Genomic DNA, 23,099 nt, shown 5'->3' with positions numbered 1-23,099 from the left:
AATGCAATACTGAAATATTCGTGTAAATCCGTGTATTCGTGGCTTGAAAATTAATGTTTAAAGTGGCGGATTCCGGTTGTGACCATTGAAACGCCATGTTCATTGCAGTAGGCGATTGAATCCTTGTCACGAATAGAACCACCCGGCTGCACGACTGCAGTTATACCGGCCTGCTGTGCAATTTCAACACAGTCTGCAAACGGGAAAAAAGCGTCGGAAGCCATAACTGCACCGTTCAGGTCGAACCCAAATGCCTTTGCCTTGTCAATAGCCTGGCGCAAAGCATCCACACGCGAAGTCTGACCTGTTCCGCTGGCAAGAAGCTGATTTTCCTTTGCCAGCACAATCGTATTGGATTTGGTATGTTTACAAACCTTCAATGCAAATTCCAGGGCCGTAACTTCATTTTCCGAAGGCGACTTTTCCGTTACGGTTGTAAACTGGGAAGCAGTTTCAGTAGACAAATCCTTATCCTGCACCAGCACTCCGTTCAGAATGGTTTTAAACATCATCTGCGGCAGGTTTACAGCATTACGTTTCAGAAGAATCCTGTTTTTCTTGGATTTCAGCAAATCAAGCGCTTCTTCATCGTATTGCGGCGCTATGAGGATTTCCATAAACAGCTTGTTCAGTTCTTCGGCTGTGGCAAGATCAACTTTTGAGTTGGTGATCACAACACCGCCGAATGCAGACACCGGATCGCAGGCCAGCGCGTGGTCATAAGCTTCTTTTGCAGTTGCAGCCGTGGCGATTCCGCAAGCGTTTGTATGTTTGATAATTGCAAAAGTCGGTTGGGCACCTTCAAACTCATCGATCAGATTAACGCATGCGTCCACGTCAACAAGGTTGTTATAAGACAATTCCTTACCATGCAGTTTGTCAAAAATTCCTTCCAGATCGCCGTAGTAAGTAGCATTCTGGTGCGGGTTTTCACCATAACGTAAAGTTTGCGAAGAAAGACTGGTGAAATTGAAAAGATCGCTGTCCGATTTCTCCTTGTCCGCCGTAAAAAAACGATTGATGGCACCGTCATAATGCGAAGAAACGGCAAAGGCAAGTCCGGCGTAATAACGGCGGTCTTCCAGATCGGTGGCACCGGCCTTGGCAGAAAGCAGTTCCACAACTTCTTCATACTGACTACGCGAAGAAACAATCAGCGTATCTTTAAAATTCTTTGCAGTTGCCCGGATCAGGGAAATGCCGCCAATGTCTATTTTCTCAATGATATCGGCCTCGTTTGCACCGGAAGCAACGGTTTCTTCAAACGGATAAAGATCTACAATAACCAGGTCAATAGCAGGAATATTATATTGCTGCGCCTGTTCAAGATCACCTGAATCGTCACGGCGGTATAAAATCCCGCCCATTACTGCCGGGTGCAGCGTTTTTACCCTGCCGCCGAAAATAGACGGGTAACCCGTAAGTTCTTCCACAGCAGTAACTGGAATTTGCAGGCTTTCAATGAAGGTCTGAGTACCGCCGGTTGAGTAAAGTTTTACTCCGTTATCATGCAGAAGGCGAACCAAAGGTTCAAGTCCGTCCTTATAGTATACAGATATAAGCGCGGATTGGATTTTTTTAGACATTTCGGAATGTTTGCTGTAAAATTACAAATTCGGAAATTTTGATAACCAAGTTAACTGATTCTCTTGCTGCTCAATATTTCCGGACTGAAAATAAGCCGCAAAGATAGATGAAAAAAGTACGAAGTCTGAAGAGGAAAGTACTAAATATCCGAAGCGCCATACCTTGAAATTAAAAGACAAAATCAAAAACAATGGATCTTAACCTGACAGGAAAAACAGCTCTCGTCTGCGGAAGCACACAGGGTATCGGACTTGCAACGGCAGTGGAACTGGCTTTAATGGGTGCAAATGTTACACTCGTTGCCAGAAATGAAGAAAAGCTGCGGAAAGCCGTAGAAACGCTGGATACATCGGCCAGCCAGTTGCACCGCTACGTAGTTGCCGATTTTTCCGATAATGAAAATGTAAAGGATGCCATTGAAAATTATCTCCGCCTTTGTCCGGAAGTTCATATTCTGATCAACAATACCGGCGGACCGGCGGGCGGGCCAGTTATAGAAGCAGAAACGGACCAGTTTTTAAAAACCTTTCAGATGCATCTGATCAACAATCAGTTTCTGGCTCAATCGGTAGTTCCGTTTATGAAAAAGGCAGGTTTCGGAAGAATCGTCAATATCATCAGCACTTCCGTTAAACAGCCGATTGTCGGCCTCGGCGTTTCCAATACAATCAGAGGAGCCGTTGCAAGCTGGTCAAAAACCTTATCGCTGGAACTTGGACAATTCGGAATTACTTGCAACAATGTTCTGCCAGGCTACACCGAAACAGCACGTCTGGACGCCGTTCTTGAAATGAGAAGCAAGGCACAAGGCAAATCCCGCGAAGAAATCGCAAACGAAATGCAGGCATCCATTCCGATACGCCGTTTCAGCGAAGCCAGAGAAGTCGCAGCAGCAGTTGCATTCCTTTGCAGCCCGGCAGCAGCAAGCATCAACGGCGTCAATCTGCCTGTGGACGGCGGCAAAACGGAAAGCATGTAAACTGCTCGCTGCTAACGAGTATAAAAATCAGAATAGTTATAGCTTAAAAGTAATGCTTCCAGCTTACAGAAGGAATTAGCGTCCCAAATACGGAAAGACGGTAACTGACAAGCCTTGAACCCGATTGCCGGAAATAAATGGAATACGGGTTTTTTCTGGCGTATAAATTATAAATTGAAAACGACCACAAAGTGTAACTCGGCTGATCTGTTTTGATGCGGGTGTCTTTGGTAAAAGAAATATCCATGCGGTGGTAATCCGGAACGCGGTCCAGGTTTCTGGATGAATAATCCTGTACTACAACGTCGTTCAGCCGGTAAGTACCATCCGGAAAAGTCAGTGGCCGGCCTGATGTATAAACAAAATTGGTACCGAATGTCCAGCCTTTTCTCCATTTCCATTGCGTGGAAATGTTCATGTTATGCGGCCTGTCCACAGTAGCAGGAAACCAGTTTCCACGATTGATCTGCTCCGTTGGATAAATGGAACTGACTTTTGCAAAAGTCCGGCTGTAAGTGTAGGCGATCAGGCCGGTTAGGATTCCTTTGGTTTTCTGAATGCTGACTTCAACGCCGTAAGCTTTTCCTTTGGCAGGAAGCAAATCCGTTTCAAGTGCAGCATTAAGCAGTAGCGTTGCACCGTTTTTATACTCTACCAGATTAGTCAGATTTTTGCGGTATATCTCTACCGAAGTTTCAAAAGCATTGTCACTGAAATTCTTGAAATAACCCGCAGCCCACTGTACGGAAGACTGCGGCGGCACAAATCCGTCGGCAAGTTTCCAGAAATCAACTGGTGAAATGGCAGTTGTATTGGAAATAAGGTGCAGATACTGACGGGTTTTGGTATAGCTCATCTTGACAGAACTGGATTTACCCGTATTGATCCTGACAGAAAAACGAGGCTCCAATCCACCGAAATCTGCGATTGTTTTCCCTTTTCCATATACAAGCGTATCCAATATAGATTCCGTACTGCGCGGAACAGTACTTTCGTACTGAAAAACACTTCCCGCGCCGACATTTGCAAAATGCACATATCGGATTCCTGCATTAATTGCCAGCCAGGGAAATAGATTCCATTCGTCCGAGACATAAAGCGCCTGTTCCAGAGCCTGTTCCTTTTCCATATCCATGCGCGCGATATTGGATTGTTTTACCGGAGCAAGTTTGCCCGGAGAAAGACTGTAACGGGTTATGCTGGTACCGGCTTCTATTTTATGCGATAAAAGCGGTTGCCATAGAAACCGTAAATGGCCGTCGTACTGGTTTATTCCCGAACTGAATTCATACTCGTTCGTCGGTGAAATACCTTCCAGTATAAATGCATAGCGGCTCAAATTGGCACCAGCTTCCAAGGACAAGGTTTTACTGATTTGTTTGTTCCAGTTTATGGTAGCTGCCGCCGATTTCCAGCCGTAAAGCGTATCTTCAGGAAATTTGAAATGGTCAAAACTGTAATAACCTGTGACGGACACAATGCTGGTTGCTGAAATTTCGTAGGATAAACGTCCGTTCAGGTCAAAAAAGAAAGCCTTGTTCTTGTTGACAGGCGCAGGAAACCGTTTGATAAGAACATCGGGATAAGCAATCCTGCCGCCTGCAAGAAAGGTCAGCCGTCTGTTTCGGGTAAGCGGGCCGTCAGCCATAACGCTTGCAGTCATGAGGCCGATTCCTGTTGTCAGATTAACCCTTTCCTTGTTTCCTGTACGCGTATTGATGGCCAGCAAAGAAGAAAGTCGGCCGCCGTATGATGCAGGAATGTCGCCTTTGAACAAAGTAACATCCCGGACCGCATCCACGTTGACGTTACTCAGAAAACCCAGCAAATGAGATGTGTTGAAAAGCGGTGCTCCATCCAGCAGGACAAGGTTCTGATCTGTTCTGCCCCCACGCACGTTAAAACCGGCTGTACCCTCGCCTACCGTACTGACACCCGGCTGTAAAGTAAGTGCTTTAAGAATGTCCACTTCTCCGAAAACAACCGGAATGTTTTTCAGGTTTTTGATATCCAGCCTGGAAACGCTCATCTGGCTGGAACGAACGTTTTCGTCCGGGGCTTTTTCTTTTACAATCAGTTCCTGCAACTGGCGGATTTCGGGCAAAAGTTTTATTTCAAGCTCTGAAAAAGTCTCTTTATAAGTAATATTCCTTGCCTGACTGAAATAACCGACGGATGAAAAATTTACAAGCTGTTCACCTGCTTTCAGTGATAACTCGAAATACCCTGTACTGTCTGTTGTAACTGCCGTTTTGGATAGGCGCGAAACGACGGATGCATTCGGCAGGCCTTTTCCGGAAGAAGCGTCACTTACCCTGCCTTTCAATATCCAGTTTGCCTGCCCGAAACCTGTTTGGGGCAAGTAAATAATCATTGCCATGAAAAGCAGGATTTTTAACACTAAACAAAAAAATATGTTGCGCTGATTTTCCATCACCAGTTTGCCGGAGGCGTAAGCTGACCCTGACTGTATACCAACTGACAATTCCCGTTTTCAATAAAAACGTTGCTGTATTTGATGGCGATCCGCTGTGCATTCAAGGTATCACCCGGAATAACCGTTCTTTTTATACTGACGGCCGATGCGCCGAAATAGCCAAGCGCCAGAACGCTTGCATCATCTTCACGGTGAACATTTCCTTCAATGGAAGCCGGCAAAGGATCAAACAACGATCCGTTTCGTTTACGCTGTTCTTCAAAGTTCAGCCAGAACTGATATGCCGACTTGGTAAGTGAATATTGCCTTACTTCAATGTAATGCCGGCCGGCATAATAAATCGGAGATGACATTACGGGCCTGCGGCTGATGCTGTTGCCGTTTACAAGCACATCGGAAAGTACATCGGAACGTGAGCTGTAAACCGGAACCCAGCACCAGTTGCAGCAAACGCCCATTCCGATCGGCTCGCCGGTGGAAAGCCTTGGTACATACCCGTATCCTGACCAGCGATAATAATTTCCGGTTGTTGAAGGATCTTTGGTATCCAGCAAAATTACATAATGGTCCGGTTCAAAAAATTCGTCGTTGGGCCGTTCCTGAAACTCAGCGTAAATTCGGTCTATTTCAGCAACGGGATGTAACATTTCCGGTTCAGACACATAAGTAACGCCATTTTCAAGTTGAATTTTAAGCTGATAACTTTTCCCCGGTTTTCCGGTAAAAGCCGTGTCCCGCATCCAGTAATTAGCAGGCGTAAGCGGGTCCTGATCCAGAAAAACAGTGTTCCCGCCTATTTCAGTTATACTGACAAGCGCTCCGTTTACAGGAATTTCATTTTGTCCGTAAATCAAGGAATTGTAAGCTCCTGTAAAAGTCAGCTTGATCGTATAGGGTGGTTTTTCGTTTGTGATAAGCCCTTCCACAACAAGCCGCGACTCCACCGATCTGGACGGAAGCTGGACCTCATCCACACAAGCCGCCAACCAAGAAGCCAGAAACAGGAAAACAGAATATCGTACGAGAGTTTGTAAAACGGTATATTTCATTGTGGATCGAATTCCCAAAAATCTGTACATCCTGTTTGCTGTCTGGCAGCGGAACCCTCTATTTGCCGACTTTCATAACCCCATCCCAGATATGCCTTGTTTTTGTCCGAAAAGGAAACTAGCAAACGGTTGCCCTGACCCGGATATTCCGAATGATAGCTCCATGCATTTTTGACCGGATCATACTGCCAGATATCCCTCAATCCATTTCCCGGTGCATCAATTCCCAGTCCGAAATATCCTTTTCCTGCTGCCGAAAATGCCGTTCCCAATTCTCGGAGAACGCCCGGAAAATCAGCCATTCTTGTCCATTTGTCCTGCCCGGGAGAATAGGCATAAAGATGAGGAGCTTTTCCTGCCGTCTGGTTAATGACATAGCCTGTTCCGTTTATTGTAAAAGTGGCCAGCTTGCCGGTTTTTTCAGGAAGCGGCTGACATTCTTTCTGATCCCATTTTACATCCATTGACCGCATTGCACCTGTGAAGTCTTCTTTAAGCATAAACGCATGATCATAAGTCAGAAAAAATTTTACATCTCTGTCAATATCCGTATAAAGCGGAAAAACGACACCGGCATGCTCGCCAATGTAATAGTAGTTGACTGTCCACCAAAAGTCGTTCAGATATGCTTTTTTACTGGGAAGCTTGTCATCATTTATAAAACCGAATCCCATGAAAATCAGCTCTCTCCCGCCAGCTTGCCCCAACGGAAAAGCAATTGCATTATGCCTCGGAACCGGCTTCTTGCTGTCTACACTTCTCCACGTTCCGTCGAATTTCAAAATGTCCCAGTTCACAGCGTCAGCATATCTGTAAACGGCCAGTTCCGAATTGTAAAGCGGTGAAAGCAGAGCGGCACCGGTAAAATCACCGTCGGCTATGGGGGCATGTGGCAGTTTTTTCCAGCTTTTAGTTGATTCAGCCGTAAAATTTCTGCTGATTGTAATACTTTTATCCAGCTCGTTCCTGTAGTTCAGCTGCAAAGTATATGTTTTCCCGTCCTGCAACTTTCCACTTGTATACGTAGTCAGCTTGAAAACACTTACCACTTCGTTGCTGCCGGCCTGAAGCGGGATTTCTGCACCTGAATCCGTCAGCAGCTTAAGTTCAAAGTTGTTTTCGGCAACATTGGACGTTTTGACCGTAATTTCAGCGGTAGCGGCTGCATTCTGTTCAACGGAAACAATGGAAACAGGAACAATGATATCCTCGGTAATCCCGGTTGGCGGAAATATCTTTTTCTCACAGGAAAACACAATGAAGAACACAGCCGCTATAAATATACGGCAAAGAAAAGATCCTGTAACTGTAAAGCCTGTTGTCATATGTGCCTGCTGATCTGTGAATTGCAGTATTGCACCCGTTACTTTTACTTCTCCCGGCGTAAAGGCTTTATGATGGTTAATGGCAGATTATTACGCGCTATCATCCACAAAGATTCATTACCTGCCTTTATACGCTTGATATCCCTTATTTCACCTTCCAGCAAAAACCCGGTGTCAACCGGTGAAAGTGCTTCGAAATTTCCTTTTCCCTTATTCAAAAGCACTAACCCGAAACTGGAATCATAACGACCCTGATAAGTGCTTACACCCTGATAATTTCCTCCGCCCAGCACATCCGGCCGGCCGTCTCCGTTTAGATCCGTAATGGTCATGGCAAACAACTTTGAAGCCTGTGCTTCTGCCGGCAAGTCATGCATAACAAATCGTCCCTCTTTGTTTTCCAGATAAACGGAGCCAAACTTTTCAACTTCCAGTAACCTGGAACCCTTTAATTCACCGGCTTCAAAAATATCATCGATCGTTTTTCCTGCAAAAGACTTGTAATCCGTAAATCTCTTGTTGATAATCGAAGGAATACGTTTTCCAAGTTCGTCCTTGAAAGCCACCGGATACCATTTTTCTTCAACGCTGTAAGCCAGAACCTGTTCCAGTCCCTGATTATTATCAAAATCTTTGACCCACATTTTCAAATGGGTATCAGGTCTTTTTCTGAACTTGTTGTTGTTTCCCAGATTTCCCGCAATCAGATCCATATCGCCGTCCTGATCAAAATCAGCCGCTGCTATACACTGCCAGAACCCGGCAGGAGTACTATATTTACCCGATTGATCACGGCCCAGCTTTCCTTTTTTGTTAAAGAAAACAGTGACCGGCATCCAGTCTCCGGCAACCACCAGATCGTTCTGCTTGTCGCCGTCAATATCCGCCCATAATGCATCCGTAACCATGCCGATATTCCGGAGCTGAGGAGCGAGTTCATTGGTTTTATCTGTAAAGTTTCCTTTGCCGTCATTGATCAGAATGTAAGAATTCGGAGCCATTCCGTATTGAAAACCAACGACCCGACCTCCTACAAACAAGTCCAGATCACCGTCCTGATCCAGATCAAATGGCCGGACGCAGGATTTGTTATCAAACATCGGCGGAAGAGCATTGGCGTTTCTTTTAAAATTCCCTTTGCCGTCGTTCATATATAAACGGTCAAACTGCTGCGGCATTTTATCATAAAATTCATTTCCGCCTGTAACTACATAAAGATCCTGAAAACCGTCTTTATCGGCATCAAAGAACACGGCATCCACATCTTCATAAGTCGAGTCGGTCCTGAAATCCGGTTGCAGACTTCTCACGAATTTGCCGGCAGGCGTTTGCAGGTACAAGGCTCCGATCTGCCATTTGGCGCCACCCACGTACATATCTTCCAGCCCGTCACCGTTTACATCAGCCACAGCAACTTTCGGCCCTTCCGTGGAAACCAGAAACGGCATCAGACTTTCTCTGTAAAAATCAAAGTATTGGTTTTCCTCGTGCTTGTCAGGAATTTTGAATTGATCCGTTACATCTTCAAACAATTGCTGATCCGGTGTTTTTACAATCCGGATGTTTTTCTCAGTTGCGGAAATTTTATCGTACTTGATTTTAAGCAACTGTCCCGTTTTCACCTGCGTAAGCACCTGTTCATGCTGATCGGGCCATACTACGATGAGGCTGTCAATGATTTTTTGCGCGCCAACACCAAAATGCACAACCGGCTCGCTGGACGACTCAAATCCTCTTGTCATGGCCAATTGCTGCATCTGAAGTCCGCTCTGGCTTTTAATCACTACTTTTGCACCAATGGCAAACCGGTTACCGGGATAATCTTCCAGCCTGATCCTCAGGAATCCTGAACCAGGCATTTGATTGGCATGATTCTGATAAAAAACAGAACGCTCGTTCAGGTTGTTGGTCACGAGATCCAGATCGCCGTCATTGTCAAAATCCGCATAAGCCGCTCCGTTTGAGATATTTTTTGCTTCGAAACCCCATTCCAGCGATTTATTCTGAAAGTTCAGTTCCTTGGTTCCTTTAAACAAATAATTATGAACTTTTCCTTCGGGCATCAGGTCAAGCGCTTTTTTGTCCAGTTCCAGTGACGTTTCAGCGGCATACCTCAGCGAATCATCCGCAGCATACTTTGCATAATCCAGATTATTCGGACGATGCGCAATTCCGTTGCTTACAAACAAATCCTTTATTCCGTCATTGTCATAATCTGCCAGCAAAGGCGACCAGCTCCAGTCCGTTGCAGCCACGCCGGACATGGCAGCCACTTCCATGAATTTCTTTCCGGAAAGATTAATCTGAAGGCAATTCCGGCTGAGCTGCGGCATATAACCGAAAGAAAGTTTGTACAAATAAATATCGAGCGCATCCTCGCCAATGGATGACTTTTCCACGTATTCGTCTTCCGGGTACATATCCAGCGTCATTACATCCGGGTAACCGTCGTTATTTACGTCCGCAATATCATTTCCCATGGAATACCGGCTTGTATAGCGAAACATTTCATGGCTTTTATTAGTAAAAGTCCCGTTGCCATTGTTGATGTAGCAATAATCATCTTCATGAAAATCATTGGAAACATAAATGTCGTCCCATCCGTCATTGTTCAGATCGGCAACGCCAACGCCTAGCCCGTAGCCCATGGCAGCACCGTAAATTCCGGCTTTTGCACTCACATCCTTGAACTTTACAGCTTTATCCGGACCCGCTTTCTGGTCACTCAACTGACTTTCATACAAATAATCCCCGGCTTCATTGTTGCGCAGATGACGGGTGCTTACACGATCATAACTGCGCGAGGTATGCACGGCATGATTCAAGAGGTAGCAATCCATATCGCCGTCCCGGTCATAATCAAAGAATACTGCCTGCGTTGAAAAACCTGTAAAATCAAGTCCGTAATCCGCTGCTTTTTCAGAAAATGTAAGATCCCCGTTGTTGATGTACAGTTCATTGGAACCTTCCATTCCCCGGAAATTTCCTACGGCCGAAACATAGATATCCAGTAACCCGTCGCCATTGACATCGGCCATGGTAACGCCGGTCTGCCAGTCGGAAAAGCCTTCCACACCTGCTTTTTCAGAAATATCTTCAAACCTGAAATTGCCTTTATTCAGATACAGCTTGTTTTTGCCCTGATTGGAAACAAAGTAAACATCAGCCAGTCCGTCATTGTTGATATCGCCCGTAGCTACACCGCCGCCATTGTAAAAGTAAAGGTAATCCATCAGGTTAACCTTTTCATTGCCAACAACCTGATTTACAAACCCGACTCCGGTACTTGCTGAATCCTTCACTTCAAATAACGGCTTTTCACTGCTTTTTTCCTTTGAACTGCATGCCTGAAAAATAAGCGCAAAGACAAGGATTACTGCCAGATTTATTTTCTTCATTTTGATTTAATCCTGATTTTATCAATGACATTCCCGGATACAAACCGGAAATTACCGTTGATAAATAAACCTTCAACTATCACTTTTTGATAACCGGCCTGAAAACTTGTACCTTGCTGTTGTTCTTGCCCAGAATCAACTGGCCCTGTCTAAGCTGCCGCATATTCCGGACCTGATCTTCCGCCCAGAAACCAGTTTCAGATGGAAGCAAAGCTTCAAAACTGCCTTTATTGTTACGTAAAACCAACCCTTTGGACGCATCGTACCTCCCGATTTCAGGCAACACATCATAATAATTTCCTGCAACGATCAGATCCATATTCCCGTCGTGGTCATAATCTGAAGGAATGATGCTGTAAATGGGTGATAACTGCGCTTGCACAGGCAAAGGAATCATTGTAAATGCCGATCCTTTTGATTCATTTCTCAATATAACGGATTCCGAAGTATAAACTTCCTTTTTCACTGCGCTGGCCAGATCTTCCTTACTGATTACGTCCTCTACGGTTTTACCCGCGTACTGCTCATATTTAACGAATTTTTTCTTGAGAGACGGCATGGCCCGCAACAAATCCGGCTTCATAACCATCGGATAAGAAACGCCGGTTTCATCAGGACAGGTTATAATCTGCTTGGTTATACCATTGTTATCGAAATCTTTTACATACATGTCAACGGGCTTTTGCTGCGTTGCTTTCAGTCGTGTATTCGTTCCCAGATTTCCGGCAATGATATCCGGATCGCCATCATTATCAATATCTGCAACTGCCAAGGTATTCCACCAGCCGTTGGTTCTGACAACTTCTCCTTTTGCATTCTTTACATTTTCAGTGGACTGCAGTTCCAGTTTGTTTCTTTTGTTTTTAAAAACCATCACCGGCATCCAGTCACCCGCAACAATCAGTTCTGGATAAGTGTCTCCGTCCATATCAGCCCATATGGCATCCGTTACCATTCCCAAACGCCCGATTTCCGGAATGTATCGTTTTGTGTAATTCTTGAAATTGCCGCTACCGTCGTTGGTCAGCAGATAACTTGGCGGATCAATTCCGTACTGACCGGATTTCAATCTTGACCCGATAAAAATATCCGTGTCACCATCTTTGTCGAAATCACTTACAGCAACGCAGGAAGCGTTTATATTTAAACCCGGAAGCCCGTTGCTTTTACTAAAATTCCCTTTTCCGTCATTCAGGTAAAGTTGCGGCAACAAAGCTTGGTCGTTATCCTTGAACTCATTACTTCCGGATACAACGATCAGATCCTGGTCACCGTCGTTGTCTGCATCAAAAAATGTAGCGTCAACTGCTTCGGTTTCGAGTTCTTTTGTAAAAACTTCAGGTGTTTTTTCGGCGAAGTTTCCGTCCTTTTTCTGAATGAACAACTTTCCGCTCTGGCCTGATGCTCCTCCCGTAAATACGTCATCCAGCTGATCACCGTTTACATCTCCGACTGCAATGGCCGGACCCAGTCTGGAATACATTTGCTTGATGAGCGGATTCTGGTTGTAATCCACGTAATCCAGTTCCTTATGTGTAAAATCAATTCCACTTTCCGTTGCTTCGGTAAACTGGCCTTTACCGTTATCACTTTCAGGTTTCCATGGAACGGATGCATTTTTCTGATCCAGAACATACGTCGAGTCCGCAGCTGGCTTTTTAATGACCTGTTGCTTATCGTTTGGCCACAGCACCGTTACAGAATCAATTTCCGGATTGGCACCCAGGCCAAAAACCAGCCGCAGGTCAACGGATGACTCAAATCCCCGGTTTGGCATTTGCTGCAGCATTTGCGTCCTTTTCTGTTGATGCACGTATATTTTGGTCCCGATTGCGTCTTTGTTATTTTGTTCGCCGTTTAACCTGAACTTGATATAATGAAAATCCTTGCGCTCACTGGATTTGTTTTTATAAACAAAAAGCGGGCTGTTTACATTATTCACAACAAGATCCAGATCACCGTCATTGTCAAGGTCGCCGTAAGCCGCCCCGTTTGAAAATGAAGGCTTGTTCAACCCCCATTCTGTTGCCTGGTTGACAAAAGACAAATTGCCGTTGTTTTTAAAAGCATAGTTGGAAAGCGGCTCGGAAGGCATTTTGTCAAGAAACATCTTATAATCAAACTGCCTTGTACGGCTGACTTCCGCAATATTCGAAGGATCGGCAAGAAATGCGACAAAGTCCTGATTCGTAAGATCTTTATAGATTCCATTGGCTACAAAGATATCCTTTTCACCGTCCGAATCCATGTCAAAGATGAGAGCGCCCCAGCTCCAGTCCGTGGCATGTGTACCGCTGAAACGTGCAATTTCGCTAAACCACGTTTTTCCGTCCGGTGCACCCGATTGATTCAACTGAAGCGTATTCTGCATGTATTGGTAATGAAAATCCCGGGATACTTTCAAGGCCAGCAAGTCATACCCTTCGTAAGTGGATGTGAGTTTTAACCTCCTGTCAAAAGCCGGAAGCATATCTGTAACATAAATATCCAGTTTCCCGTCGTTGTTGATATCCGCTATGTCTGCACCCATGGAAGACAAGCTCGTATGCTGCATGGCCGATTGAATAGACTCCTTGAAAGTACCGTCATGATTGTTGATATACAAGTAATCATGTTCGTAGAAGTCATTGGAAATATAAAGATCCAGCCAGTTGTCATTATTGACATCGCCGATTGTAATTCCAAGCCCGAATCCGATCAGACTTCCGTAAATTCCGGCTTGTTCACTGATATCCGTAAACTTTGAACCATCGTTTCTGAACAATTTATGCCCGCCTTCCTTATCCCGCTGATTACGGATATTTGCATACGCAAGGCGGCCCACAGGCGTGAAACTGTTGTTAAGCAAAAACATGTCCAGATCTCCGTCCCGGTCAAAATCAAAGAAAGCGGCATGCGTGGAGAATCCGTGATCGTCAAAGCCGTACTCTTTTGCTTTTTCAACAAAAGTCCCGTTTCCATTATTGATAAACAATTCATTATTACGTTCTTCCGAACGACCGGCATTGCAAACGTATAAATCCAGGAAACCATCTCCGTTTACGTCGGCAAACGTTGCGCCTGTGCTCCACGATTTGGTTCCGGCCACGCCGGCTTTATCCGTAACATCTTCAAAGCGGAAATTGCCCTTATTCAGAAACAGTTTATTGGAGCCCTGATTCGCAATCAGGTAAATATCCGGAAGGTTATCATTATTGATATCCCCGATTGCTACGCCGCCGCCATTATAAAAATTTCTGTAATTGAAGATGTTGAATTCTTCACTGTTTGTAATTGTATTTTCAAAGCTTATTCCGGTTTCGGAAGAAGCCATTTCTTCAAACAAGCTATTCTTTTCACTGTCTTTTGAACAGGACAGAAACATGAAAATACCAAGCCCACAAACCAACAATATAGTACTGCAACGAGTCATTAATGAATTTCTTTACTGGTAAAATGCAGATCTGACACAAATGTAAAATAAAACAGGAGCAAGCCATGAAGGAGGCTGCCCCTGTTCGGAATAAACTGGAATTACATGATTCTTATCAGTGCATCAGTAACCTGGGTTTTGTTTCAGGTTCGGATTCAGAGAAAGCTGCGTAGCCGGAATCGGGAAAATATTTCTGAATGCAGGTGATGCATCTTTGAACTGCCAAGGCTTGTTGAATTGTCCGAAACGGATAAGGTCCTGACGTCTTGTATATTCCCAGGCCATTTCCCAGCCTCTTTCCGCAAGCATACCGTCCAGTGTCAGCGTAGTAATCGGAGTTGCTCCTGCACGATCACGAACGATGTTAACATCTTTGATGGCATCTGCAACTTTCCCCAGACGAAGATTTGCTTCCGCTCTCATCAGATATGTATCCCCGAGACGGAAAAGGACAAAGTCATTATCCTGGTCATTGCTTGCTCCGTTTCGCTGAATTTCATACTTCTGGCTTCTCGCACCGGCCAACCTCGCAACCGGGCCCGCAGGCATTTCAAATGCAGGGATCTCCGGAGTGAAGATAAATGGTTTACCGTCGTCCGTTAGCGGCTTGCCATCAGCTGAATACTGCTGTCCGACAATCCACATATTCTTTCTGTTATCACCTTCTTTGAAAGAATTGTAGAATTCAGTGGCTGTACAGTACCCGTTCCATGGTGCCTGAGGCGTATTGTAAGTAAGCTGGCTCAAATAATGCAGCGTACGCATGTTCATGTTAAAGCCGCCCCTTTTGGAAGCATCAAACGGAATGGCAAGAATATTTTCTTTGGATGCCTGATTCTGCGTAGAGAAATTACTGAAGAAATCTGCTGTCAGCGTATACTTGCCGGATGCAATAACCACATCACATTCTGCTTTTGCTTCTGCCCATTTCGGTGTTCCTGTGTAAACCTCGGCGTTAAGGTAAAGCTTGGCCAGGATCATGTTGGCAACGTACTTGTTGAAACGTCCGTAATAAGCTCCGCCTGTGGTTTCGCTAAGATTTGGATAGACCTCTTTAAGTTCTTTTTCAATCCACGCAAAAACTTCAGGTCCCGTTTTCTGTACCGGTCCTTCACCGCCCAGCTTTTCGGCAATGATCACATTTCTGAACTGATCCAGCAGCAGATAATGATAGAACGCCCGGAGTGCACGCAATTCTGCGAGGGTTCCTGCATCCGTGATTTCCGGATTGCTCAGCTGCTGGTTAATGGAAGTGATACTGTTATAGCACCACGTCCACATACCGTTAAATTTATCGTCGTCTCCGGTTGGAGTCCAGGTATGCTGTTTTAAGCGTTTCCATGCGTCACCGTCTTTCCAGTCACCGCCGCGTGTGGGTATCACCTGTTCGTCCGTAACTGTATTCAACTCCGCAAATCTTCCGAAATAATCACCTAATGAGCTGTACAATGGACCCAGCAAAGCCGCTTGCTGCGCAGGAGTCGATCCAAACTGATCAGTTGGAATAACGTCATAAGGCGTTTCTGTCAGATCAGTACAAGCCTGACCGGTCAGCAATAATGCGGAGCCTAGTAATATATGTTTTTACTTTTATCTTCATCGTAATAATTAATTTAAGGTATTGAATCAGCCTGAAACCGGAGGCTGCAATGCTTCACTTCTTTTTAGAATGTTAAATTAACTCCTAACTGGAATGTACGGGTTTTCGGGTAGATACCGGTAGCATCCAGACCAAGGCTGTTTGGCGCAGAGTTGTCATTGTTGAAATCTCCTTTAACTTCAAGCTCAGGGTCTACACCACGGTACTTTGTAATGATAAACAGGTTGTTACCGCCCAGATAAATCCTTGCATTGGTAAGGAATTTACTTTCCAGCGAAACATTATATCCGATCTGCCAGTTGTCAAGACGGATGTAAGTTCCTTTTTCCAGCCAGTAATCAGACAATGCATTGGTACTGAAATTTGCAGGAACTTCTCTTACACTTTCCAGCATGTTTGTTTCCAGAATAGATCCCGGAATGGAAAGGTTTGAACGAAGGTTGTTCAGGATGCTGTTTCCAAATACACCTCTCAACTGAAAGTTCAAGTCAAATTTCCTGTAAGTAAAGCTGTTCACCCATGCACCTGTCATATAAGGCTGTGGATTGTCTTTGAAATTCAGCTGTGCATCTGCCGGGTTTGTAACCGGAGCTGCGCCGTCTTTGCCTTGCAGCAACATCTGACCTTTGTCATCAAATCCTACAAAATGACCTACGTTGTTGAAGCTTCCCAAAGGCAGTCCAGGTGTCAGGATGGAAGCATAAACGTTAGACAAACCTCTTCCGCCGAATGCATTGAAACGGATAATTCCGGAATCAAAATCATCGCTTTTCAGATTAAGGATGGAGTTTTTGATATACGATCCAACCAAACGGCTCGTCCATGTAAAATTTTCTTTTTCAATGATTGCTCCACCAAAGGAAACCTCAATTCCCTTATTGCTCATGGAACCTACGTTAGCCCAGATAAAGTTTGTAAAATATTTTACACCATCCGCAGGTACCGAGTATTTGTAAAGCATGTCGTTTGTCTTCTTGTTGAAGAAATCAAGCGATCCGGAAAAACGTCCGTTTACAAACTGGAAATCAAGACCAAGGTTTGTCTGCGTTACAACTTCCCATTTCAGGTTAGGATTGGTATTCTGGGTAATTGCGTATCCCGGAAGGAAGTTATTGATACTGCCGTCATAGTAAGAAGTCGTTGGGCCGTAAAGCTGAAGCGACTGATAAGGAACCAGACCTTCCGAGTTTCCTGTACGTCCCCAGCTTGCACGCAGTTTCAGATAATTGAATGCATTGGATTTTGGAAAGAATGATTCATCAGAAAGTGTCCATCCACCGGCTACGGATGGGAAAAGGCCCCATTTGTTGTTTGCACCGAATTTGGAACTTCCGTCATACCTTAAAGTGGCAGTAAGGTTATACTTTTCGTTGAAGTTCAAAGTACCTCTTCCAAAAAACGAAGCAAGGCTTGTCTGGTTTCTGTATGAACTTGTATAAGATGTTTTTGGCAGAATCAGCGATCCGGATCCAAGACCCAGATTGTTATAGCCAAGACCTGTTGCAACAAACTGCGTATTGTTGGCCCCAAATCCGTCATTTACAATATCCTGATAAGAATAACCTCCCAGCAATGAGAAATTACTTCCTTTTTCACCAAATCCTCTTACGTAAGTCGCTGTAAGTTCAAGCAGTTTGTCATTGATCTGGCCAAGGTTTCTGGAAGCTTCACCGTTGGTAATCTGAAAAGCTTTTACAGACCTGTCACGGGCACGGCTTGTTACTTCCTGATCATTTTTGATTGCTCCGTTCACACCAACAGTAAATCCGTTGAACAATTCGTATTTAAGGTTTACACCTCCAACCAACGTGTTTTTCTGACGTTGAAAAACTTCATTTTCCAACATGGCAACCGGGTTGTTCAGGTCAAAAGCACCTGGAATCTCATAATTGGAACCATTTGCATTTTTTACCGGCAAAGTTGGCAGGAACAAAGTAGCGTTTGCAAGAATACCGCCGTCCGTAAGATCCGAATTGGTGTTGGTATAAGAAAGGCTGTACTGGATATTAAGACGGTTGTCAAGTGCTTTCTGATCCAGGTTGATTCTTCCTGTCAGACGGTCAAATCCTGTGTTTTTGATAATACCATTGCGTTTTGTGTAGTTTACAGATCCGCGGTAAGAAAAAGTCGGAGATCCGCCGGCTACTGCAAGGTCATGGCTGTTTGTAACGCCTTTTCTGGAAATTTCGTCCCACCAGTCTGTGTTATAGAAGTTTCCGTTTACATCTTTCGGGAAACGCTGTGAATCTGCAAGAGAAGATTCGCCTTTGATTCGCTGTACTTCGGAGATATAGCCCGGACCATCGAGCAGTTTCAGGTTGTTTGAAATAACATCAACGCCTACATAATTGTTGAACGAAACCGATGCACGTCCTGATTTTCCACGCTTTGTGGTAATGATAATTACACCGTTTGCAGCACGGGAGCCATAAATTGCAGATGCCGAAGCATCTTTCAGAACATCCATTGTTTCAATGTCTGTCGGAGAAATCGTACTGATCGGAACACCGATGATTCCATCAACAACATACAAGGGATCGCTGCCGCCTGCAAGTGAAGTATAACCACGGAGCCTTACAGTAGGGCTTGTATTCGGATCACCGTTTGGCTGCGTGATCGTCAGACCTGCCACTCTTCCCTGAATAGCCTGAAGCGGATTCGGGTTTACACCGGCATTGAAGTCTTTGGAAGTCACAGACTGAACCGATCCGGTTACGTCCTTTCTTTTGGCCGTTCCGTACCCTACTACCACCACTTCTTCCAGTGCTTTTACGTCATCACTCAGCGTAATGTCAATTTTGGATTGATTTCCGACGGCAATTTCCTGGGTCGCAAATCCGATGAAGCTGAAAACAAGCGTTGCATTGGCCGGAGCTTCAATGGTGTAATTGCCATCCATGTCCGAATTCGCACCTCTTGTTGTTCCTTTAACTGTAATGGAAACGCCCGGAAGGCCTGAACCTTTTGCATCCGAAACTTTACCGGATACGCTTACATCTTGTGCATACACGCTGCCTGCAAGCGTCATCAAAGTAAGTAACAAGGCGTAGAAACTCACTGAATTTCTGCTGCGGCTTGTTTTAGTCCTTGAATCAAAAGCATAACGGGCACTTCGATCATTGAATAAATGAAAGGATAAATTCATCATAGGTTATATAATTAATTAGGTCTGAATGCATCGCTGTTGTATCATATCAACTCGTTCTCCTGCTATTTTCAAAAAACTGCCTTTCAAGTTAATCAAGCCTGCTTTTTTATAAATTAAAAGGCGAAAAAATTGAAATTTTACATTAGCGATCGTACAAAATAATACAAATGGCTTGAATAATACAACTCGATTACCCCAAATTTGTTCACTTTAATCACAATATTTTACAACCACTCTTCATATCTGATTATAGCACAAAAGTGCTATTTGAAAAATACAAAACAGGACTGTTCGGTTACATAATCAAGCCTTCACTTGGCTTGATGGACGGTGAATTATAACGTATGAAAATATTGCTGGAAAACCATCTTGCTTGTGCGTAACTTTGCAGTCATTATTTTCCAGTATAATACTTTTATGACATTGCCGTCTGTAACCAATTCTGATTTAAGCTTACTTGCCAGACAACTTGAAGGTGATCTGTATTTTGACAATACCATGCGGACCCTTTACGCTACCGATGCTTCTGCTTACCGCGAAATGCCGCTGGCCGTAGCAATGCCCAAAAGCATAAAAGACATCAAAACGCTGATTTCCTACGCAACGGCAAACAGCATTTCGCTGATTCCGCGTACAGCCGGAACTTCACTTGCAGGACAGGTTGTAGGAAGCGGAATTGTCGTGGATGTTTCCAGAACTTTCACCAAAATACTGGAAGTTAACGCAGAGGAGAAATGGGTGCGTGTGCAGCCCGGCGTTGTGCGTGATGAACTGAACATGGCCCTCAAACCTTACGGCCTGTATTTCGGACCGGAAACCTCGACAGCCAACCGCGCCATGATCGGTGGAATGGTCGGCAATAATTCCTGCGGTTCCAATTCGATCGTTTACGGAAGTGCCAGGGAACATACGCTGGAAGTAAAAGCAATTCTGGCGGACGGCTCGGAAGTGGAGTTTAAAAGTATTGCAGGAAAGGATTTTCAAAATCTGATTGGCCATGCGCAGCAGAAAAACGGCAGCCCAACGCTTCTTGATAAGATATACCTGAAAACAGATGAGATCCTGAACTTGCCTGAAAATCAGGCTGAGATCAGGAAAAATTTTCCGAAGCCAAGTATTGAAAGAAGGAATACCGGCTACGCGCTGGATATGCTGCTCAACACGGAACCCTATCTGGAAGCAAAGGAAGCTGCAAAACCTTTTAATATGTGCAGTCTGATTGCCGGCTCGGAAGGAACACTTTGCTTTTTAACAGAAATAAAATTAAACCTTGTTCCGCTTCCGCCCAGAACGCCGGGACTCGTTTGCGTGCATTGCGACACCATCGATGAAGCTTTGCGGGCAACAATCCTGACACTGAAATATCAGCCGCATGCCGTGGAACTGATCGACGATTATGTGCTGGAATGCGCTACAACCAATGCAGAGCAAAAGAAAAATGCCTTTTTTGTAAAAAATAAGCCGGATGGAAAATTTCCCGCTATTCTGGTTGTGGATCTTTCGCGCGAAACAAAGGACGAAGTGGAGTCACTTGCTGCGGAAATGACAAAAGAACTGCAGGAAGCCGGAATCGGTTTTCATTATCCGCTGCTCTTTGGTGAAGACACCAAGAAAATCTGGTCCCTGCGAAAAGCCGGTCTTGGCTTGCTGGCCAACATTCCGGGCGATGATAAAGCCGTGGCCGTTATTGAAGATACCGCTGTGGACGTATACGATCAGCCTGATTATATCCGTGATTTCAATGTGATTCTGAAGAAGCACGGCATGTCGGCTGTTCACTATGCACATGCCGGAACCGGTGAAATCCACTTGCGTCCGATTATCAATCTGAAAACCAGTGAAGGTCACCGCCAGTTCCGGATGATTGCAGAAGAAATTGCCGATCTGGTTAAAAAATACGACGGTTCATTATCCGGCGAGCACGGCGACGGACGGCTTCGTGGAGAATTTATCCCGAAAATGGTTGGTGAACATAATTACGGGCTGTTCAAGGAAATCAAGAAAACGTGGGACCCGAATAATATTTTTAATCCCGGCAAAATTGTGGATACTGCGCCAATGGATACTTTCCTGCGGTACGAAGCCGATCAGAAAACGCCTGAGTTCAAAACTTATTTCCGCTTTCACGATCAGGATGTTCTTCAGCATGCCGAGCAATGCAACGGTTCGGGCGACTGTCGCAAGACGGAGATGAGCGGCGGAACCATGTGCCCGAGCTTTATGGCAACGCGGAATGAAAAAGACACAACCCGAGGCCGCGCCAATATCCTGCGTGAAATGCTGACGCGTTCTCCAAAAGAAAATCGGTTTGACCATGAAGAAATCAAGGAGGTTTACGATTTATGCCTTGCCTGTAAAGGCTGCAAAGGAGAATGCCCTTCCAATGTAGACGTGGCTAAACTGAAAATGGAATTTCTGCAGCAATATCATGACGTCCACGGCGTTCCGATGCGATCATGGCTGGTCGGGAATTTTTCAAAAATGACCGGCATTGCCAGTTATGTTCCGTGGGCATATAATATGGTGTTCAAAAATGCACCGCTGCGTAAAATGGCAAACCGCATGGTTGGTTTTCACCCGGAACGCACAATGCCATTACTGCATAGTACAACGCTGAAAAAGTGGTACGAACAGAGAAAAAACAACCATGTAAAGTCAGGTGCACGCCTCGTTTATCTGTTCTGTGATGAATTCACCAATTATAATGATGTTGAAATAGGCAAAAAATCCATTTTCACATTGGAAAAACTCGGCTATGAAGTGGTTATTCCAAATCACGGCCCGTCCGGACGGCCTCAGCTTTCCAAAGGTTTATTAAAAGATGCCAAGAAAATTGCAGAAGAAAACATCCGTTTGCTAAAAGATATTATTTCCTACGATACGCCTTTGGTCGGCATCGAACCGTCTGCTATTCTGACTTTCCGCGACGAATATCCCGATCTTGTCAGCGACGAACTCGTGGAAGAAGCCAAGAAACTGGCGCAGAACGCACTTCAGTTTGACGAGTTCATTGCAAGAGAAATGGAACTGAAACATATTTCAAAAGCCAGCTTTACAAAGGAAAAACGCCTCATCAAACTGCACGGACATTGCCAGCAAAAAGCCATTTCAAGCATGGTTCCGACCAAGAAAATGCTTTCACTTCCGGAAAATTATACGGTCCAACTGATTCCTTCAGGTTGCTGCGGAATGGCGGGATCTTTCGGGTATGAAAAAGAGCATTACGATATTTCCATGCAAATTGGAGAACTGGTACTTTTCCCGGCCGTCCGCCAGCAACCTGAGGAAGTAATCATTGCCGCGCCCGGAACAAGCTGCCGCCATCAAATCCATGACGGAACCGGAAGAAAAGCCATGCATCCGGCAGAAATTTTATGGGAAGCAATGATTTAAAACTTATAGATCAAGGCTGCGCAGGAGCCTGTTTGTAGAAAATATGCATTTAAAGCAACAATCAGGAGGCTCCTCCGGAGCCTTGCAATATAATGCACCGAATAATCCTTTGCTATAAACAGGGTGCCACTCCGTGGCAGCATCCGCTCCGCTCCGGAGGAGCGCCCTGTTTGTAGCACGTCCAAAGTTCGCATTATGCACCGAATAATCCTTTGCTATAAACAGGGTACCACTCCGTGGTGGCATCCGCTCCGTTCTGGAGGAGCGCCCTGTTTGTAGCACGTTCAAAGTTCGCATTATGCACCGAATAATCCTTTGCTATAAACAGGGTACCACTCCGTGGCGGCATCCGCTCCGATCCCGAGGAGCGCCCTGTTTGTAGCACGTCCAAAGTTCGCATAGTCCACCGAATAATCCTTTGCTATAAACAGCGTACCATTCCGTGGCGGCATCCGCTCCGCTCCGGAGGAGCGTCCTGTTTGTAGCACGTCCAAAGTTCGCATTATGCACCGAATAATCCTTTGCTATAAACAGGGTACCACTCCGTGGCGGCATCCGCTCCGCTCCGGAGGAGCGCCCTGTTTGTAGCACGTTCAAAGTTCGCATTATGCACCGAATAATCCTTTGCTATAAACAGGGTACCACTCCATGGCGGCATCCGCTCCGCTCCGGAGGAGCGCCCTGTTTGTAGCACGTCCAAAGTTCGCATTATGCAAGGCTCCTGCGGAGCCTCCTTGCATAATCAAATGCCCCCAACAACCCGTTGCTATA

The 23,099-nt window shown here is 45.1% G+C and carries 12 protein-coding genes; 2 read left to right on the top strand and 10 right to left on the bottom strand.

Annotated elements, in window-relative coordinates:
- Positions 1 to 50 precede the first annotated feature (50 nt).
- Complete coding sequence (purH, locus tag FEM55_RS08280) at positions 51 to 1,586, bottom strand: bifunctional phosphoribosylaminoimidazolecarboxamide formyltransferase/IMP cyclohydrolase (protein ID WP_138280871.1); 1,536 nt, start codon at positions 1,584 to 1,586, stop codon at positions 51 to 53.
- 191 nt (positions 1,587 to 1,777) lie between these two features.
- Between purH and FEM55_RS08275 the strand changes: the two genes are divergently transcribed.
- Positions 1,778 to 2,566, top strand: a complete 789-nt coding sequence (locus tag FEM55_RS08275) for an SDR family oxidoreductase (protein WP_138280870.1) — start codon at positions 1,778 to 1,780, stop codon at positions 2,564 to 2,566.
- A gap of 43 nt (positions 2,567 to 2,609) precedes the next feature.
- Here the strand turns inward: FEM55_RS08275 and FEM55_RS08270 are convergent, their stop codons facing one another.
- The 7 genes from FEM55_RS08270 to FEM55_RS08240 form a co-directional block, all read right to left on the bottom strand.
- Positions 2,610 to 4,946 (bottom strand): TonB-dependent receptor, encoded by a 2,337-nt coding sequence (locus FEM55_RS08270; RefSeq protein WP_171036508.1) that lies wholly within the window; start codon positions 4,944 to 4,946, stop codon positions 2,610 to 2,612.
- 53 nt (positions 4,947 to 4,999) lie between these two features.
- Positions 5,000 to 6,052 (bottom strand): DUF4249 domain-containing protein, encoded by a 1,053-nt coding sequence (locus tag FEM55_RS08265; protein WP_138280868.1) that lies wholly within the window; start codon positions 6,050 to 6,052, stop codon positions 5,000 to 5,002.
- Positions 6,049 to 7,377: a Kelch repeat-containing protein gene (locus FEM55_RS08260; RefSeq protein ID WP_138280867.1), complete on the bottom strand. Its 1,329-nt coding sequence runs from the start codon at positions 7,375 to 7,377 to the stop codon at positions 6,049 to 6,051. The genes FEM55_RS08265 and FEM55_RS08260 overlap by 4 nt, the downstream gene beginning before the upstream one ends.
- Before the next feature lie 44 nt (positions 7,378 to 7,421).
- Complete coding sequence (locus FEM55_RS08255; protein ID WP_138280866.1) at positions 7,422 to 10,775, bottom strand: VCBS repeat-containing protein; 3,354 nt, start codon at positions 10,773 to 10,775, stop codon at positions 7,422 to 7,424.
- Positions 10,776 to 10,854: 79 nt separating this feature from the next.
- Complete coding sequence (locus FEM55_RS08250) at positions 10,855 to 14,088, bottom strand: VCBS repeat-containing protein (RefSeq protein WP_229209154.1); 3,234 nt, start codon at positions 14,086 to 14,088, stop codon at positions 10,855 to 10,857.
- A 222-nt stretch (positions 14,089 to 14,310) separates the two neighbouring features.
- Entirely contained in the window at positions 14,311 to 15,744 is a 1,434-nt protein-coding gene (locus FEM55_RS08245) for a RagB/SusD family nutrient uptake outer membrane protein (RefSeq protein ID WP_229209153.1), read from the bottom strand.
- Positions 15,745 to 15,851: 107 nt separating this feature from the next.
- The gene (locus tag FEM55_RS08240) at positions 15,852 to 18,935 is read right to left on the bottom strand and encodes a SusC/RagA family TonB-linked outer membrane protein (protein ID WP_138280863.1); all 3,084 of its coding nucleotides are present in this window, start codon (positions 18,933 to 18,935) and stop codon (positions 15,852 to 15,854) included.
- Positions 18,936 to 19,352: 417 nt separating this feature from the next.
- Here FEM55_RS08240 and FEM55_RS08235 point away from each other — a divergent pair, with 417 nt between their 5' ends.
- On the top strand, positions 19,353 to 22,328 hold the full coding sequence (locus FEM55_RS08235) for an FAD-binding and (Fe-S)-binding domain-containing protein (protein WP_138281638.1): 2,976 nt from the start codon (positions 19,353 to 19,355) through the stop codon (positions 22,326 to 22,328).
- Positions 22,329 to 22,624: 296 nt separating this feature from the next.
- On the opposite strand, the gene FEM55_RS08230 is transcribed toward FEM55_RS08235, so the two are convergent.
- Positions 22,625 to 22,831, bottom strand: a complete 207-nt coding sequence (locus FEM55_RS08230; protein WP_138280862.1) for a hypothetical protein — start codon at positions 22,829 to 22,831, stop codon at positions 22,625 to 22,627.
- The gene (locus FEM55_RS08225) at positions 22,831 to 23,037 is read right to left on the bottom strand and encodes a hypothetical protein (protein WP_138280861.1); all 207 of its coding nucleotides are present in this window, start codon (positions 23,035 to 23,037) and stop codon (positions 22,831 to 22,833) included. Before FEM55_RS08225 ends, FEM55_RS08230 begins: the two co-directional genes overlap by 1 nt.
- Positions 23,038 to 23,099: the final 62 nt, after the last annotated feature.

The organism is Dyadobacter sediminis, from assembly GCF_005860765.1.
GTDB lineage: Bacteria > Bacteroidota > Bacteroidia > Cytophagales > Spirosomataceae > Dyadobacter > Dyadobacter sediminis.
Note: the sequence above shows the minus strand (reverse complement) of the source record. Positions and strands in the feature narration are given on the sequence as shown.

Excerpts from the sequence above, each read along its gene's own strand:
- FEM55_RS08255 (WP_138280866.1), bottom strand. The coding sequence starts at position 10,775 with ATGAAGAAAATAAATCTGGCAGTAATCCTTGTCTTTGCGCTTATTTTT.
- FEM55_RS08265 (WP_138280868.1), bottom strand. The coding sequence starts at position 6,052 with ATGAAATATACCGTTTTACAAACTCTCGTACGATATTCTGTTTTCCTG.
- purH (WP_138280871.1), bottom strand. The coding sequence starts at position 1,586 with ATGTCTAAAAAAATCCAATCCGCGCTTATATCTGTATACTATAAGGAC.
- FEM55_RS08230 (WP_138280862.1), bottom strand. The coding sequence starts at position 22,831 with ATGCGAACTTTGGACGTGCTACAAACAGGACGCTCCTCCGGAGCGGAG.
- FEM55_RS08260 (WP_138280867.1), bottom strand. The coding sequence starts at position 7,377 with ATGACAACAGGCTTTACAGTTACAGGATCTTTTCTTTGCCGTATATTT.
- FEM55_RS08225 (WP_138280861.1), bottom strand. The coding sequence starts at position 23,037 with ATGCGAACTTTGGACGTGCTACAAACAGGGCGCTCCTCCGGAGCGGAG.
- FEM55_RS08270 (WP_171036508.1), bottom strand. The coding sequence starts at position 4,946 with ATGGCAATGATTATTTACTTGCCCCAAACAGGTTTCGGGCAGGCAAAC.
- FEM55_RS08250 (WP_229209154.1), bottom strand. The coding sequence starts at position 14,088 with ATGGCTTCTTCCGAAACCGGAATAAGCTTTGAAAATACAATTACAAAC.
- FEM55_RS08235 (WP_138281638.1), top strand. The coding sequence starts at position 19,353 with ATGACATTGCCGTCTGTAACCAATTCTGATTTAAGCTTACTTGCCAGA.
- FEM55_RS08240 (WP_138280863.1), bottom strand. The coding sequence starts at position 18,935 with ATGATGAATTTATCCTTTCATTTATTCAATGATCGAAGTGCCCGTTAT.
- FEM55_RS08275 (WP_138280870.1), top strand. The coding sequence starts at position 1,778 with ATGGATCTTAACCTGACAGGAAAAACAGCTCTCGTCTGCGGAAGCACA.